This is a genomic window from Hymenobacter algoricola (genome assembly GCF_039539525.1).
Lineage (GTDB): Bacteria > Bacteroidota > Bacteroidia > Cytophagales > Hymenobacteraceae > Hymenobacter > Hymenobacter algoricola.
Window position 1 is genome coordinate 73,970 of sequence record NZ_BAABDH010000003.1, and the last position, 15,459, is coordinate 89,428.

Sequence of the window (15,459 nt, forward strand, 5' to 3'; positions counted from 1 at the left end):
AGGCACTGTGCAAGCCTAACCCGATAGGGGCGGCAGAGTTGTAGAAAAGGTCGTAAACTGAGTGTACGCAACGCCGCGGACGCCGTTGACCGGTCCGTACGCAGACGGTTGGGCTGCGGTTGGGCTTGACCCGACATTATGCCGACCTTGGGCCCACAAAAACCTCCGCTGCCGATTCGCGTTCTAAGCCCGTTAGGGCCCGGCGCTGCGGCCGGCCCCGGCTTCTCTTCTTCTTCCCGCATGGAAACCACCGAAACAATAAAGCCCGCCAAAGCGGAAATCCTCAAAAAGGCCAAGACCTACGTCACCGACCTTTTTGAGGAGAAACTACCCCGGCAGCTGGTCTACCACTCCTTTAAGCATACGGCGGCCGTGGTGAAGGAAGCCAAAGCCCTGGGCGAAGCCAGCAACCTGAGCGGCCCCGACCTGGAGGCGCTGGTGCTGGCCGCCTGGTTTCACGATGTGGGCTACACCGAAGTATACGACGGCCACGAGTACCGCAGCATGGAGATGGCCGGGCAGTGGCTGACCGAGCAGGGCTACCCCGCCGACCGGATTGCCCTGGTGCAGGAAACCATCAAAACCACCCACCGCGACGAGCCCGCCGCCACCGAGCTGCAGCTGCTGCTGGCCGATGCCGACATGAGCAGCATGGGCCAGGAGGAGTTTTTTGCCAACGCCGAGCTGCTGCGGGCCGAGTGGGAAGCCATGCTGGGCAAGAGCTACTCCACCACCGAGTGGGCCGAAACGCAGCTCAACTTCCTGCTGTCGGCCAAGTTTCACACCGGCGCGGCCAAGGACCGGTACAAGGAGCAGTTCAAGGATAACATCAAGCAGCAGCGCAAGCTGCTGAAGAAAACCGGGAAGAAAGCCAAGAAAAAGGAGGAGGAAGCCACCGGCACCTTTGCCGAACCCAAGCGCGGCATCGAAACCATGTTCCGGACCATGTACTCCAACCACATGAAGCTCTCGGACATGGCCGACAAGAAGGCCAGCATGATGATTCAGCTCAACGCGGTGCTCATGTCGGTTATCATAACCTATCTGGGGGCCAAGATGGGCCAGACCGCGGCCCTGGGCAGCCTGTTTTCCAAAAACCCGATTCTGGCCGTGCCCATGAGTATTCTGCTCATCACGGCCCTGGGCTCGGTGGTGACGGCCATCTTGTGTGCCCAGCCCGACGTGACGAGCTTCAAGTGGCTGAAGCGCAGCCCGCAGATTGCCACCAACCGCCGGGTGAACCTGCTGTTTTTCGGCAACTTCAGCAAGCTCAGCCTCGACGACTTTCAGGGCGGCATGACCGAAATCATGCGGGAGAAAGATGCCCTCTACACCAACATGGTGACGGATATCTACTACCTCGGCGACGTGCTGACCCGCAAATACCGCCTGCTGCGCACCAGCTACACCATTTTCATGGTCGGCCTGATCCTGACGGCCTTGTCGTTCGGCATTGCGCTGCTGTATAAGAGCTAAAGCCGGCCTCGCCCGAAAAGCAACCTCACCGCTGGCCCTTTTCGGGTGAGGCCGACAGGCGAACCAAGCGCCGCTACCACCATAGAAAGCCCCGGCGGATGCCTCCGCCGGGGCTTCGGGTTGAAAAGGAGTTCTGGCGCCTGCGGCCCTGCCGGGCAGGCTCAGGCGTGCTGCCCGGTCAGCATCTGCCCGCACAAGGTGGCCAGCTGCCGGCCGGCGATGCCCAGAAACCGCTTCATGCGTCGCAGCTGCCCGAAGCGCACCAGGCGCAGGGGGCTGGCCACGTAGCCGTAGCGGAATTCCAGCGTCACCAGGCAGGCAGTGGGTGTGACGGGCTCGATGAAATAGAACAGCAGGGAGTTGGGAAACAGCCGGAACAGCGAAATCTTCTCCACGTACTCGATGCGGGTGGCCTCCTCGAAGCGCTGCACGGTCTGGAAGTCGATCTGGCCGCGGTTGAACTGCACTTTGTAGCTGGTGCCCAGGCGGCCGGCTTTGGTCACGTCGTACTGCACGTCGCGTACGCCGGGCATCCAGTTGGGCCGCAGCCGGAAGTTGCTGACGACGCGCAGCGCGTAGGCCGCGGGCACCGGCACGGGGTACTGCACCTTGATGGCGTTGCGCTGGCTGCCCTGGGTCTGGCCGCCGTTCTGCGGGCCGTTCAGCAGCAGGCGCAGCGGCGAGAGGTAGGCGTAGCGGTAGCAGATTTCGCCCAGGTGGTCGTAGAAGCAGGTGCCGCGCAGCAGCCGGGTCCAGGAAAAGCTGCGGGCCAGCTCGGCGGGCTCCTGGGTTTCGAGGTAGCCGTCCGACAGCAGGAGGTACTCGTTGCCGGTGATGTTGTTTTTGAGCAGCCGGTGCACCACGATGACGTCGCGGCCCATAAGCTTGGTAAACTGCCGGATGTGGGCCACACTCACCCGCCCGAAGTGCACGATGATCTTGATGGTCAGGTCGTGGCTGCGCAGGGCCGCGCTCAGCTCCGAGTCCAGGTCGCGCTCCACCAGGCGCACGTAGTTCTGAAAGTCGAGGAAGATGCGGCGGCACTGCGTGACCAGGTCCTGAATGGGCGGCGGCGGGCCCAGCCGGTAGAACAGGATGGCGTCGCCCTGAATCTCGCTCACCTCCATGGTCAGCATGTTGGCTTCGATCAGGATTTCGAGCAGGTCGGCAATCAGCTGGGGCGCCAGCGGGCTGCCCGACTCCTGAATAAAGCGCGTGAAGCCGCTGATGTCGGGAATAAACAGCAGCGCGGGCTCCATGCCGTCGGCGCTGACCGGCGCGGGAGTGTCGGCGCGGCGGCCGGCGGCGCGGCGGGCGGCGTGCATGTCATCCAGTAAACCCATATGGCCGGAAAGCTAGGAAAGAAACCCGGAAGCAGCGCCAGACCGCCGGGGTATGCGGCCGCGGCGCCGGCGTTTGGGCCGCCGCCCGATTCGGCCTACCTTTGGGACGCCGCAGGCTTTGGCCCCGTAGTTCAACGGATAGAACAAGGGTTTCCTAAACTTTAGATGTGAGTTCGATTCTCGCCGGGGCCACCAAAATGCCCGCCGCTCGTTAGCTAATGAGGGGCGGGCATTTTAGCTGCGGCCCAGTGGCTTGGTTTGCTGTGTCTGCCGCGTGCCCCGGCCTGAGCTGCCACCGCCCTGCCGGGTCCTTGCGGCGCAGCTGCGGCTGTTCCGGCGCGGGGCCTGCCGGCTTTTTACCGCTTCTTACTTTGTACTGCCATGATTCGTATCATCCTCGCCGACGACCACACCATTCTCCGGGAAGGCATCCGGGCGCTGCTGTCGGCGGCGCCGGATCTGCAGGTGGTGGGCGAAGCGGCCAGCGGGGAAGCGCTGCTGGACCTGCTCACTACCACAGCGGCCGACGTGGTGGTGCTGGATCTGAACATGCCCGGCATGGACGGCTTTGGGGCGCTGGCCCAGCTGCAGAAGCACTATCCGGCCGTCAAGGTCCTGATTCTGTCCATGCTCGACCACGAAAAGTACGTGGCCCGCACCCTGGACGGCGGGGCCCGGGGCTACATCCTCAAAAATGCCGACAGCACCGAAATCATGTACGCTATCCGCACGGTGGCCGAAGGGCGGCTGTTTTTGTGCACCGAGCTCGGGCTGGACATGCTGCGCAAGCTCACCCAGCTGGCCCCGGACAAGTCGCCGGAGCCGGGCACCAGGTCGCCCAGCGACCTGTCGGGCCGGGAGCTGGAAGTGCTCAAGCTCATTGCCGAGGGCCTCACCAACGCCGAAATTGCCGATAAGCTCTTTACCAGCAAGCGCACCATCGAAACCCACCGGCAGAACATCATCGAGAAAACCCAGGCCAAGAATACCGCGGCCCTGATAAAATTTGCCGTCAACCAGGGTCTTATCGACTAAGCGGGCTGGGCTGCGGCCCAGCTGGGCGGGCGCACCCTGGCGGAAGGCAGCCAGTGCACGGCCACTACCATCTACGACACGGCTCCCGAAACGCCCTTCTCCATTCGCGGCCTGCACCTGCTCGGCGCCGGCCAGGAGCACGACCCGACGCCCCCGGCCCGGCCCCGGCAATCTGCTTTGGGCTGGCTTCCCCTTCCCTGACGCGCCTTGGCGATGCTGCACCTTTTGGCGCTGGAAACGTATATGCAGCTGCAGCCTATACTGCGCTAATACCGTGTTTATAAGCTCGTTCGTTGCATCCCACCCAACCCTACCGCCATGCCCGCCCTGCAAGTATACCACGAGATTTTACCGGACAGCTACCTGCTGATTCTGGCCGAGAATGACGAGCTGCCGGAGGAAGTGCCGCTGGCCAAGCTGCTCCGGCAGGCCGCCAACAGCGGCAAGGCCTACGTGTGGGTCGACTGCAGCCATATTCACCGGTTGTCGCACCAGGCCATCGGGCTGCTGCGCAAGTACTATCTGCAGCTGCGGCGGCGGCACATTCCGCTGGTTCTCTGCCACCTCGACGAGAGCCTGCAGCAGCTGTTCCGGCAGCTGCCGGCCGCCTCACAGCCGCCCATTGTACCCACGCTCCTCGATGCCGACCACTACTGCCACGCGGGGCGGAGCCACCGCTCGTAGAGCCTGCTGGCGCGCCTGCTGAGCTGCTTTCTGCCGCGAAGCCCGCGCTATTCGGCGGCCGTCAGCTGAATGGTAAAGGCGGTCAGGCCGTCGGGCCGCGTTTCGAGGCGGAAGGGAAAGCCGTGCTGGAGCAGGATGTCGCGGATGAGGGTGAGGCCGATGCCCTGGCCGTCGCGCTTGGTGCTGAAGAAGGGCGTAAACAGGCGGGGCTGCACCTCGGGCGCAATGCCGGGGCCGTCGTTGAGCAGGCGCAGCACGGGGGGCCGGGCGGTGGTCTGCACGGTCAGGTTGCCGTTTTCGCCGATGGCTTCGAGGGCGTTCTTGACGATGTTGAGCAGGGCCTGCTCCAGCTGCTGCTGGTCGAGGCTGATCCAGAGCGGGCCGGGCGCCAGCTCCCAGTGCCAGCGGATGCCGCGCTTCTCGCTCTGCACCAGCAGCAGGCGATGAATGGCGCGCAGCAGCTCGTGCACGTCGCAGGGCTGGCGGTTGGGGGCCGGCAGCCGCACCAGGTTGGCGAAGTTGGCAATGAAGTTGGCCAGGTGGGTATTGCGGTTGATGGATACCTCCAGGGCCTCCCGGAAGTCGGGCTGGTCGTCGGCGCGCAGCTGGGGGGCGTAGTAGCTGAAGCTTTGCAGAATGGAGTTGATGGCGCCGATGGAGTTGTTGATTTCGTGCGACATCATCCGGATCAGCTTCTCGTAGGCCAGCTTTTCCTGCCGGATCAAGTCCTGAGTCAGCTCTTCGAGCACGATGAAGTTGCGGGTAAAGCCGCGGTCCAGGAAGTGGGAGCAGTGGGCGCGGTAGGTCTGGATGCCCGACAGCCGAATCACCTGGGGCTGGCCGGTGTGCAGCGTGCTCAGGGCCGGGCCCCACTCGCCGGGCAGCTCGCCGGGCTTGCGGCCCAGCAGCTCGGCCACGGGCAGCTGCAGGCACTGGGCGGCGGCCGGGTTCAGCGTCTCGATGCGGCCCTCGAAGTCGAGCAGCAGCACGCCGGCGGGCGAGGCCTGCAGCAGGCGCTCCAGCAGAAAGCTTTTCTCGTGCTGGGTTACCCGCTCCTGCCGCAGCTCGTCGATCATGTGGTTGTAGACGTCGATGAGCTGGTCCATCTCGCGCTGGCCCACGGGCACAAACTTCATCGAAAAGTCCCTGGCCCGGATGGCCTCGGTGCCCGCGGCAATGAGCTGAAACGGCCGCACGAAGCCCCGGTACAGCTGCGCGGTGAGGATGATGGACACCAGCAGCAGCCCCTCCAGCCCCACAAACAGCGGCGCATTGGTCCGCAGCACCTGTCCCGCCAGCACGATGAGCACGCCGTGAATCAGGATAACGAACAGCAGGAACTTGGTGCGCAGGGTCATGAGAGAATTAAGCTAGTTGCACAGTAAGGATTTCTGAGCCCAAAGGCCGTCATGCCGAGCGCAGCCGAGGCATCTCGCGTGCTGACTCTGAATTAGTACTCAGACATCAGCACGCGAGATGCCTCGGCTGCGCTCGGCATAGCGTTCAAGCTGAACAGCCGCCGCACAGCTTACCCCTTCTCCGCGTCAAACGGAATGGCGTACTTTTCCAGCCTACGGTAGAGGGCGCCGCGGCTCAGGCCCAGAGCTTTGGCCACCCGGCTCACGTTGCCGGCGTAGAAGTCCATTGACTTGCGGATCATCTGGGCCTCCAGCTCGTCGAGAGTCATGGAGCCCACGGCGGGCAGCTCGCCGGGGGCGGCGGGCCTGGTGGGGGCTTTCTGAAACTGGGCCTGGAAGTCTTCGGGGCCCAGCTCATCTTTGCCGCTGACCAGCACGGCCCGCTCGACCAGGTTTTTCAGCTCCCGGATGTTGCCGGCCAGGGGCAGCTCGCGCAGCCAGTGCAGGGCGCGGGTGCCCACTTTCAGGGCGGGCCGGTGGTAGGTAGTGCGCAGGTGGTGCACGAAGTGCTGCACGAGCAGCGGTATATCGTCGGGCCGCTCGCGCAGGGCGGGCAGGCGCACGGTTATCAGGTTGATGCGGTAGAACAGGTCTTCGCGGAAGCGGCCCTCCTGCACCAGCTCGGCCAGGTTGCGGTTGGTGGCGCAGATTACCCGGATGTCGAGGCTGCGGGCGCGGCTGTCGCCGAGCACCTCGTAGGTGCGGTCCTGGAGCACGCGCAGCAGCTTCACCTGGCTGCTCAGATCCAGCTCCCCGATTTCGTCGAGGAAGATGGTGCCTTTGTTGGCCAGCTCGAAGCGGCCCACCCGGTCGGCTTTGGCGTCGGTGAAGGCCCCGCGGCGGTGGCCGAACATCTCGCTCTCAAACAGCGACGACGAAATGCCGCCCAGGTTCACCTTCACGAAGGGCTGCTGGCGGCGGTGGCTGTTCTGGTGCACGGCCTCGGCAATGAGCTCCTTGCCGGTGCCGCTTTCCCCCTCAATCAGCACCGAGGCATCGGTGGCGGCCACCTGGCCCACGCTGCGCAGCAGGTGCAGCAGCTGGGCATCCTCCCCCACGATGTCGCGGAAGCTGTAGTGCCGGTCCAGGTCGCGGCGGCTGAGGCGGGGCGCCTCAGCCGCCGCGGCGGGCTCGTGCAGGGCCAGGATGGTGCGGATGGTCTGCAGCAGCGCGTCGTTGTTCCAGGGCTTGGTCACAAACTCGGCGGCCCCGGCCTTGATGCCCTCCACGGCCAGGGTGATGGAGCCCCAGCCCGTAATCAGAATCACGGGCACCGGCGGGGCCAGCTGCTTCACCTGGGCCAGCAGCTGCAGGCCGTCCTGCCCGGATGTTTCGAGGGAGTAGTTCATGTCCATGAGCACCAGCTGCGGGGTGGCGAGGCGCACGGCGTCCAGGGCGGCTTCGGGGGTAGCGACGGCCTGGGTGGCGTAGCCGGCCTGCTTGAGCAGCAGCCCCAGCGAAGTCCGGATGGCCAGGTCGTCATCGACGATAAGAATCATAGAGGAAAGGTAGTTGCTGCGAAGGACGGCAATGCCGGGGAGAAAATCGGGGGTCCGACCCTTGATTTCGGGGGTCGGACCCTCGGAATCGGGGGTCCGGAGGTTGAAATCGGGGGTCGGACCCTCGAAATCGGGCAAAAGTGGCTTGATTCCGAAGGTCTGACTCTCGGTAAGGAGCCACTTTTGCCCGAAATAGACCCTCGGCAGTCCGAAATCGGACTTCGGAAGCTCTATTTCGGCCAAAAACGGACCGGATTCGAGCTAACGAGGGGCTAAATCGGGCCTCGTTAGCTCAAAATCGGTCCTCGTTAGGTCGAATTCGGGCCTCCTTAGCTTGAATTCGGGGGTAGCACGCTCGAAATCGGAGGTTGGCCCCCCGATTCCGACCCGGTGCCGGACTCAGTCTTCGCGCAGGGCCACGGCGGGCCGGATGCCCGCGGCCAGCCGGCTCGGGTACAGGGCGCACAACGCCGTGAGCATGTACACCAGCACCGAGGCCACGCCCATGCCGGCCAGGTACACGGCGGGCTTGATGTTCATCACGCCCAGCAGCGGAAACTGCGCCGCCACCAGCAGCCCGAGCACCAGCCCAAAGGTGGTAACGACCAGCACCTCACCCAGAAACTGCGCGCTGATGATGCCGGCGCTGGCCCCCACGGCCCGGCGCAGGCCGATTTCGGCCCGGCGCTGGCTGATGTTGTACCAGAGCACCCCAAACAGGCCCAGGGCCACGTTAATGATCAGGAAGCCGCACACCAGCACCATCATGCCCATGGGGGCCAGCGCGAACTTCATGCGGATGGCGCGCTCCTCGGTCAGCGTGGTCACGGTGGTTTTCCAGCCGCCAGTGGTGGCGGCCACCTCCTTGGCAAGGCGCTGCTCCAGCTCGGCGGTGGCCGTGGGCTGCACCCGGATCAACAGCTTGGGCTGGTCGAAATTGACGGAGTCCTTGGGACTCACCAGGGCCTCACTGCGGTGGAACAGGGCTGGGGCAATTTCCTGGAATTCGCCCCGGCTGCGGAAGGGCGTGGCCAGCACGCCCACTACTTGCAGCTCGTCGTCTTTGGTGCGAATGAGCTTGCCCAGCGCCGGGCCGTTGGCAAACAGGGCCTGGCGCGTTTCCGGGGTGATAACCACGGGTTGATGCGTAGCCACTTCGTCGCGGCGGTCGAACCAGCGGCCTTCGGCCAGCCGCAGATCGAGCACCTTATCCATCTCGTCGCCCACGTAGTAGCTGTCGCTGCCCACCTCTTTGCCGTCTACTGTCAGGTCCACCTGGCTGTCGCTGAAGGAGAAGGGTGTATTGGAGCGGGTGCGCTCTACGTTGCGCACGCCGGGCATTGCCCGCAGGTGCTGGATAAGCCGGGTGAAGTTGGCATCCTGCTTCGAGACGGGCTGGCCGTTGGGGTCCAGGTCGACCATCCACACGTGCTCGTAGGCAAAACCCAGCGGGGCGGTGTATTTGCGGTAGTTATCCAGCAGCAGGCTGCCCAGCACGAAGAGCACCACGAAGGCGAAGAAAATTTCGGTGATGAGCAGCGCATTGGCCCGCTTGCGGTTCCAGATGAGCGTAAACAGATGGCGTAGCATGGCAAGAAGATAGAAGCTGGGAGAGAGGAGCCGGAAGTCAGGAAGTAGTTATTTGCTGCCGCCTTTCAGCGCCTGCATGGCGTGCAGCTTCGACATCTTGTAGGCCGGATATACTCCCGACAGCAGCCCAAACACGAGGCTCAGCAGCAGCCCCCCCGCGAAGATGCGCGGGTTGAGCGTGAGGGTGGTGTAAGGAATAAAGCCGCTACCGTCGATGATGCGGAGCACCACGGCCGCCAGCACCAGGCCCAGCACACCGCCCAGCAGCGTCAAAAACACATTCTCAATCAGAAACTGCCGCACCAGCGTGCCCGAAGTGGCCCCAAAGGCCTTGCGCACCCCGATTTCGGAGGAGCGCTCCAGAATGCGGCTCACGTTGATATTAACCAGGTTCAGGGCCGGCAGCAGCATAAACAGCAGGGCCAGCACCAGGGCGCCGCCCAACATTTTGCTCACGCCATCGTCGGGGCCGCTGTTGTTGTTGAAGAAGCGCACGGTAGAGGCCAGCAGCGTGCCGGCGTGGGGTTTTACTTTCTCGTGCACCTTGGGGTCGGGCACCGGCACGTGCGCTACCACCCGGTCAAACTCGGCTTCGACGTTGGGCACGTCGGCGGGCGTGCGGGCCAGCATGATGGCCAGGCAGTTGCCGAAGTAGTTGGGGTCTTTGGCGTCGGCGGTACCCGTGGTGATGGGGGCCCACATATCGGCATAGGAGTTGAAGCGCATGCCGGGCACGTCCTTCACCACGCCCACAATGCGGTAGCGCACCCGGTCGGTTTCCAGCGTGCGGCCCACCACCCCGCGCACGGCCCCGAAATACTCGCGGCTGGTGCGCTCATTAATCACGGCTACGTGGGCGGCTTCCTTTACTTCCTGCAGGGTGTAGGGGCGGCCTTCGAGAAAGTCGAAATCGAGCACCTGCCAGAACTGTCCGTCGGTGTACTTCAGGTCCACATCGAGCTTGTGGCCGCCTACGTAGGCGGCCGTCGAGCCAAAGTAGGAGCTGATGGAAATAGTTTCGGGCGTACGCATGGGGCGCACGTAGCGCTCCAGAAAGCTGTAGCTCGCGGTGCCGTTGTTCTGGCCTCCCTCTTTGAAGGTCACCGTCATGCGGTTGACGAACACCAGGCGGTCCACCTTTTTTTCGGGGGTGTGCGGGCCCATGGTGTGGTCGTAGAAGGCGTATACCACCAGCAGAATCATCAGCGTGAAGCTGATGCCGAACAGGCTGATGAAGGTGAAGAACTTGCGGCGCAGCAAGACTTTCCAGGCGATTTTGAGGTAGCTAAGCAGCATAACGCAGGGGAACAGAAGAGGTGAGAGAAGAAGCCTGCCGGGCCGTCACGCGCCGCTGCAGGATGGCCCGGGCCTTAGCCAACTGCGACTTGCTGGTGCCCTCGGCAATGCCCAGCAGCGCGGCCGCCTCGGGGTGGGTGTAGCCCTCGATGGCGCAGAGGTTGAATACGGCCCGGTAGCCGGCGGGCAGCTCCTGCACCAGCCGCAGCAGGTCGGCGGCCTGCAGCGCCACGTCGGCGGCGGGCAGGTCGGTGGCCAGGTGAGCGGTGGGGCAGTCATCAATATTCAGAGTAAAGCGGGGCTGGCGGCGCAGCCAGCCCAGGGCCTCGTTGACCATGATGCGGCGCACCCAGCCTGCCAGGCAGCCCGAGCCGTCGTACTGGTGCAGGTGGCGAAACACCTGCAGAAAGCCCCGGGCCAGCACGTCCTCGGCATCCCAGCGGCTGCGCACGTAGCGCAGGCACAGGGCCAGCATCTTGGGGGCAAAGCGCTGGTAGAGCTGCTCCTGGGCGGCCCGCTGCCCGCGGCGGCAGGCCGCTATCAGCTCCGCATCGGACAAGGCGGGTGGGAAAGTCGTTTTCATGGCGTAGAAATAGAATAGGGGGCCGGAATACGGCGGATAGGGAAGTGGGAAGCCGGCTTAGCTGACCTGGCTGCCGTCGAAGAAGCGGATGACGCGCTCGGTTTTCAGCGCCTGATGCTCATCGTGGGTGACCATGATGATGGTCACGCCGCTCTGGCGGTTCAGGTCCAGCAGCAGGTCCATGATTTCCTCGCCCATCACCGAGTCCAAGTTACCGGTGGGCTCATCGGCCAGAATGATTTCGGGGTTGCCGGCCAGGGCCCGGGCAATGGCCACGCGCTGGCGCTGCCCGCCGGAAAGCTGGCTGGGGAAGTGGCTGGTGCGGGCGCTGAGGCCTACTTTGTCGAGGGCGGCGTGGGCACGCTGCCGGCGCTCCTTGCCGCTCACCCCAGGCCGGTAGAGCAGCGGCAGCTCCACGTTGTCGAGCACCGAGAGGTCGTTGATGAGGTGGTAGCTCTGAAACACGAACCCAATCTTCTCGTTGCGCAGCCGGGCCAGCTCCTTGTCGGAGTACGACGTAACCGGGCGCCCCTCGATTTCGACCGTGCCGCTGGTGGGCTCGTCGAGCAGCCCGATGATGCTCAGCAGCGTCGACTTGCCACAGCCCGAGGGCCCCATGATAGACACGAACTCGCCCTTGCCGATGGTCAGGTTCACCCGGTTCAGGGCCACCGTCTCGATGGTCTTGGTCTGATAGACTTTCTCAATGTTGGTGAGCGTCAGCATGGCCGAAGCCGGGGCAGCCGGCGGGGGCATCAGTTCGATGTGGGGAGCAGTGGTCGGGGTCATGGTGGAAGCGGTTTGGAGGCGGAAGGAAGTTGTCCGGTTTTGGGGCAGCGCCCAATGGATTCCCTCTTACTTAGCCAAGCGCTGTGCCAAGTTCAAAAACAGCTGCTTATCAGCTTCTTACTTACAATTCACTCAAATAAGCCCGGGCAAATATTGTCCGGAAACGGACAACGTGTTCGGATCTGACGGCCGGGGCGGACGCTTTTGCGGTTCGCGCGTTCGGGCCCCGCAAAACAGGCCGCGCCCACCGGCGTACCCCCGGTGCTCGGTCTGCAAATAAGTTATATCTTACTCCTACAATGTTCTTCCCACCTTAACCCCACCAGCCATGCCTACCACCGCCACCAGCATCCGCGACGAAATCCGGCGCGCCAACGACTCGTTTGAGGCCAGCTTCGCCCGCGGTGATGCCGCCGGAATTGCCCGCCTCTACACCAGCACCGGGGTGCTGCTGCCCACGGGCATGGACACCATTCGGGGGGCGGAAGGCATCCAGACGTTCTGGCAGAGCGCCATGGCCATGGGCATCAAGCAGGTGAAGCTCAAAACCCGCGACATCGAGGAGCTGGAAGACACGGCCATCGAGCTGGGCACCTACACCCTGTTTGCCGCCAACAGCCAGCAGATTGACCAGGGCAAGTACCTGGTGGTCTGGAAAGAGGAAGCCGGCCAGTGGAAGCTGCACCAGGACATCTGGAACACGAGCATGCCCGCCCCGGCCCAGTCGTAAAAGCAGGCGGGTTTCGGGGCTGCCATTCCCCAACAGAGGCGGTCAGCCTGAACGGCGCGCAGCAGAGGGCAGGCCCTTGCTCTTCCGTCGCTGCAAGCAATTTAAAATGAGCAAAGCCCTTTACCGTTGCGCGGTAGAGGGCTTTGTGCGTTTTACAGAATTTGGCACCAGCCGCAGAGGCAGGTCCTGCGCTCTGCGTACGCCAGATGAAGGATGGCAGCCGATTGTTGCTATTAGCACTCACTTTTTACTTTCCCGCCACCAGCGGCTGCTGCAGCGCGAAGTCGTAGAGGGTAAGGGCGCGCAGGCGGTAGTGGGCCACCCAGCAGGCCCGCAGGGCGGCAATGTAGGCGCGCTTGGCCTGGTCTTTTTCGGCCAGGGCAATGGTGAGGTCGGTGAGGCTGATGCGGCCGACTTTGTAGGTGGCCTGGGCAATACCGTAGCGGCGCTGGGCCAGCGAATCGGCCTGGGCAGCCAGGGTTAGCTGCTCCTGCAGGCTGCCCAGCTGCCCGGCCTGGGTCAGCACGGTCTGCTCGAAGGAGGTTTGCTCCTGGGCCACGGTCTGCTGCACCTGCCGGCGGTTCAGCTCGGCCGTTTTCACCACCGACTTCTGCCGGCCCCAGTCGACCACGGGCAGGGCGAAGCCCAGGCTGACCTGCTGCTGGTTCTGGGGGTTGTTGTAGGTGGTCCAGAAGTTCTGGGCGCTGTTCACGTAGCCCAGGTTGGCCTGCAGCGTCGCCTGGAAGCCGGTGCTGCCCTTGGCCTGGGCCACGTCGCTTTCGGCCTGGAGCAGGCGGCGACGGAAAGCCACGGTTTCGCGGCGGTTCTGCCGGGCCTGAGCCAGGGCCTGGTCGGGGGCCACGGCGGCGACGGACGTGGCGGCGGGCACGCTCAGGCGCAGGGCCACGGCCGGCTGGCCGGTGTAGGTCTGCAGGCTCAGGGCCGCGTTTTCGGCGTCGAGGCGGGCCTGGCCGAGGGCTTTGCGGGCGCCCAGCACGTTGAGCTCCAGCAGCAGCAGGTCGCTTTCCGAAAGACGGCCGAGCCGGAACCGTTCCTGACCCAGGCGCCGCAGCTCCTCGTTGGCCTCCACGTTCTGCCGGGCCACCTCGGCATTCACCTGCTGCAGCAGCACGTCAAAATACAGCTCCGTGATGCGCTGGGCAATGGTTTCGCGCTCCTCCACGTACTGCCTCCCCGACTCCTCGTAGCGCAGGGGCTCAATCTTCCGGTCCCAGCGCAGGCTGTTGAAGCGCCCGATGGGCTGGCTGATGCCGATGCCGATGGGCTGGGTGTTGTAGAGGCGGGCGCGGCGGTTGAAGTCGTCGAAGCGCTGCACGCCCGAGCTGACCGACACCTGGGCGCCGGTGGGCCCCACGGCCTGGGTGAGCGTGAGGCCCACGTTGGCGTTGTTGATGCGCACGGCCCGGAAGTCGGTGGTGCCGTCGGGCTGCACGACGGGGGTAATGACGCGGTTAAAGTTGGGAACCGTGCCCTGCAGCGCCAGCTGGGGCCGGTAGTTGGCCTGGTAGGCGCGGTACTGCCAGTAGCTGGTTTCGCGGGTCGTAAACGCCTGCCGGGCCACCGCCGACTGCGCCAGCGCCTGACTGATAACCTCGGGCAGGCTCACCGGGGCCGGCAGACTAGTTTGAGCCAGAGCGGCGGGGGCCAGGGCAGCGCCCAGGCCGGCCAGCAGCAGAACGGAAAAACGTTTCATAGCTAGTCGTTGATAGTCAGCACGGGGTTATCCAGGTAGTCTTTCAGGTCGCTGAGCACGATTTCGTCGCCGGGCTGCAGGCCGCTCAGCACCTGCACGTAGTCGAAGTTGCTGTCGCCGAAGCGCACGGCGCGCCGCTCGGCCTTGCCCGCGCGCACCACAAACACCGCCTGCTCTTTGCCGCCCTGGTAGAACGGCCCGTTTTTGACCCGCACCGCGTGGTGGTGGGCCTTGGTCACCACAAACACGTCGGCGCGCAGGTTGGCGCGCAGGGCCGGGTGGTGGTCGTCGTGGAGGCGGGCGTAAAACGTGACCACGCCTTTGTCCACGGCCGGGCTGATGGTGCTGATGGCGCCGCGCAGGTCCGTCCCGTTCAGGCGCACCACCACCGCGTCGCCCAGGTGCAGGGCGTCGGCGTAGGCGTCGGAGATGGTGGCCCGCACCCGGAAGCTGCTCAGGTCGGCCACGCGGGCCAGCACGTCGCCCGGCTGCACGGTGGCCCCGATGTCCTCGTTCACCCAGGTCAGCACCCCGGCCTGCTGGCTGCTGACGTTGGCCTGGCTGAGCTTGCCGGCCAGCTCCGCGATGCTGCGGTCCTGAATCTGCATCGTGAAGCCCAGCTCCCGCACGTCGGCCGCATTGGCGGCGCGCTGGTTGCGGATCTGCTCCGTCAACCGCTGCTGCTCCAGGCGGGCCACTTTCAGACTCAGCTCGGCCTGGCGCACGCTCTCGGCCGTACCGCCCCCGACTTTGAGCAGGTACTGCTCGTCGCGCAGGGCCGACTGCAGGCTGCGCACGCGCACCTGCTGCACCTGCTGCTGGGACTGCAGGTCGTTCAGCGCTTTTTCCAGGCTGAGCTGCAGCTGAGAGTTCTTGTTGCGGTGCTGCTGCTGCCCGTCCTGGAGCTTGGCCAGGGCGCTGGAAGTAAGCTCTTTGTCGAGCTCCAGAATGGTTTGATCGGGGCGCACCTTTTCTCCCACCTGCACGGCTACCCGCCGGATGGTACTCTGAATGGGGCTGGTCAGCACCGCCTCACGGCCCGGAATGACGAGGCCGGCCGCTGTGAGGGAAGCTTCCACGTCGCCGGTTTCGACCCGGGCAGTCAGGATCCGGGTGCGGCTGATGCCGGGCTGCAGCACCGCGCGGAACGCCAGCAGGGCTGCTACGGCCAGCAGCAGCCCGGCGGCGGCCAGCAGCCAGCGGTGCCGCCGGCGCTGGGTTTGGGTGGCGGAAGAAATTGCTCTGTCCATTTTCGTGCAGGAGAGGTAAGGATTCCCTACCTGTCAGCCAAGGCCCGTGCCA

Annotated in this window: 13 protein-coding genes and 1 tRNA gene; 5 read left to right on the plus strand and 9 right to left on the minus strand. The window is 64.6% G+C overall.

What is annotated here, in order from left to right:
* Positions 1-240 precede the first annotated feature (240 nt).
* Complete coding sequence (locus tag ABD842_RS00835; protein WP_345108677.1) at positions 241-1,476, plus strand: Pycsar system effector family protein; 1,236 nt, start codon at positions 241-243, stop codon at positions 1,474-1,476.
* A 161-nt stretch (positions 1,477-1,637) separates the two neighbouring features.
* Here ABD842_RS00835 and ABD842_RS00840 read toward each other — a convergent pair whose 3' ends face one another.
* A complete protein-coding gene (locus ABD842_RS00840) occupies positions 1,638-2,819 on the minus strand; it encodes a DUF2652 domain-containing protein (protein WP_345108680.1) in 1,182 nt (393 codons plus the stop codon).
* Between the two features lie 120 nt (positions 2,820-2,939).
* Here ABD842_RS00840 and ABD842_RS00845 point away from each other — a divergent pair.
* The 3 genes from ABD842_RS00845 to ABD842_RS00855 all read left to right on the plus strand — a co-directional run bounded on the left by ABD842_RS00845 (position 2,940) and on the right by ABD842_RS00855 (position 4,538).
* Positions 2,940-3,014 (plus strand) — tRNA-Arg (locus tag ABD842_RS00845).
* 186 nt (positions 3,015-3,200) lie between these two features.
* Positions 3,201-3,854, plus strand: a complete 654-nt coding sequence (locus ABD842_RS00850) for a response regulator (protein ID WP_345108683.1) — start codon at positions 3,201-3,203, stop codon at positions 3,852-3,854.
* A gap of 318 nt (positions 3,855-4,172) precedes the next feature.
* The gene (locus ABD842_RS00855) at positions 4,173-4,538 is read left to right on the plus strand and encodes an STAS domain-containing protein (RefSeq protein ID WP_345108685.1); all 366 of its coding nucleotides are present in this window, start codon (positions 4,173-4,175) and stop codon (positions 4,536-4,538) included.
* A gap of 47 nt (positions 4,539-4,585) precedes the next feature.
* On the opposite strand, the gene ABD842_RS00860 is transcribed toward ABD842_RS00855, so the two are convergent.
* From ABD842_RS00860 to ABD842_RS00885, 6 genes are all read right to left on the minus strand, one after another.
* Positions 4,586-5,896 carry a sensor histidine kinase gene (locus tag ABD842_RS00860; RefSeq protein ID WP_345108688.1) on the minus strand — a complete coding sequence of 437 codons (1,311 nt, stop codon included), beginning with the start codon at positions 5,894-5,896 and terminating at the stop codon, positions 4,586-4,588.
* Between the two features lie 170 nt (positions 5,897-6,066).
* Positions 6,067-7,455 carry a sigma-54-dependent transcriptional regulator gene (locus ABD842_RS00865; RefSeq protein WP_345108691.1) on the minus strand — a complete coding sequence of 463 codons (1,389 nt, stop codon included), beginning with the start codon at positions 7,453-7,455 and terminating at the stop codon, positions 6,067-6,069.
* Positions 7,456-7,854: 399 nt separating this feature from the next.
* Entirely contained in the window at positions 7,855-9,045 is a 1,191-nt protein-coding gene (locus ABD842_RS00870) for an ABC transporter permease (protein ID WP_345108693.1), read from the minus strand.
* Positions 9,046-9,093: 48 nt separating this feature from the next.
* Positions 9,094-10,341 carry an ABC transporter permease gene (locus tag ABD842_RS00875; protein WP_345108696.1) on the minus strand — a complete coding sequence of 416 codons (1,248 nt, stop codon included), beginning with the start codon at positions 10,339-10,341 and terminating at the stop codon, positions 9,094-9,096.
* Positions 10,331-10,924 carry an RNA polymerase sigma factor gene (locus ABD842_RS00880; protein ID WP_345108698.1) on the minus strand — a complete coding sequence of 198 codons (594 nt, stop codon included), beginning with the start codon at positions 10,922-10,924 and terminating at the stop codon, positions 10,331-10,333. Before ABD842_RS00880 ends, ABD842_RS00875 begins: the two co-directional genes overlap by 11 nt.
* A gap of 57 nt (positions 10,925-10,981) precedes the next feature.
* On the minus strand, positions 10,982-11,650 hold the full coding sequence (locus tag ABD842_RS00885) for an ABC transporter ATP-binding protein (RefSeq protein WP_345109237.1): 669 nt from the start codon (positions 11,648-11,650) through the stop codon (positions 10,982-10,984).
* A 391-nt stretch (positions 11,651-12,041) separates the two neighbouring features.
* Here ABD842_RS00885 and ABD842_RS00890 point away from each other — a divergent pair, with 391 nt between their 5' ends.
* Positions 12,042-12,443 carry a YybH family protein gene (locus ABD842_RS00890; protein WP_345108700.1) on the plus strand — a complete coding sequence of 134 codons (402 nt, stop codon included), beginning with the start codon at positions 12,042-12,044 and terminating at the stop codon, positions 12,441-12,443.
* A gap of 247 nt (positions 12,444-12,690) precedes the next feature.
* Here the strand turns inward: ABD842_RS00890 and ABD842_RS00895 are convergent, their stop codons facing one another.
* Both ABD842_RS00895 and ABD842_RS00900 read right to left on the minus strand, forming a co-directional pair.
* Positions 12,691-14,157, minus strand: coding sequence for a TolC family protein (locus ABD842_RS00895; protein ID WP_345108702.1), 1,467 nt, complete (start codon positions 14,155-14,157; stop codon positions 12,691-12,693).
* A gap of 2 nt (positions 14,158-14,159) precedes the next feature.
* Positions 14,160-15,407 carry an efflux RND transporter periplasmic adaptor subunit gene (locus ABD842_RS00900; RefSeq protein ID WP_345108704.1) on the minus strand — a complete coding sequence of 416 codons (1,248 nt, stop codon included), beginning with the start codon at positions 15,405-15,407 and terminating at the stop codon, positions 14,160-14,162.
* Positions 15,408-15,459 lie beyond the last annotated feature (52 nt).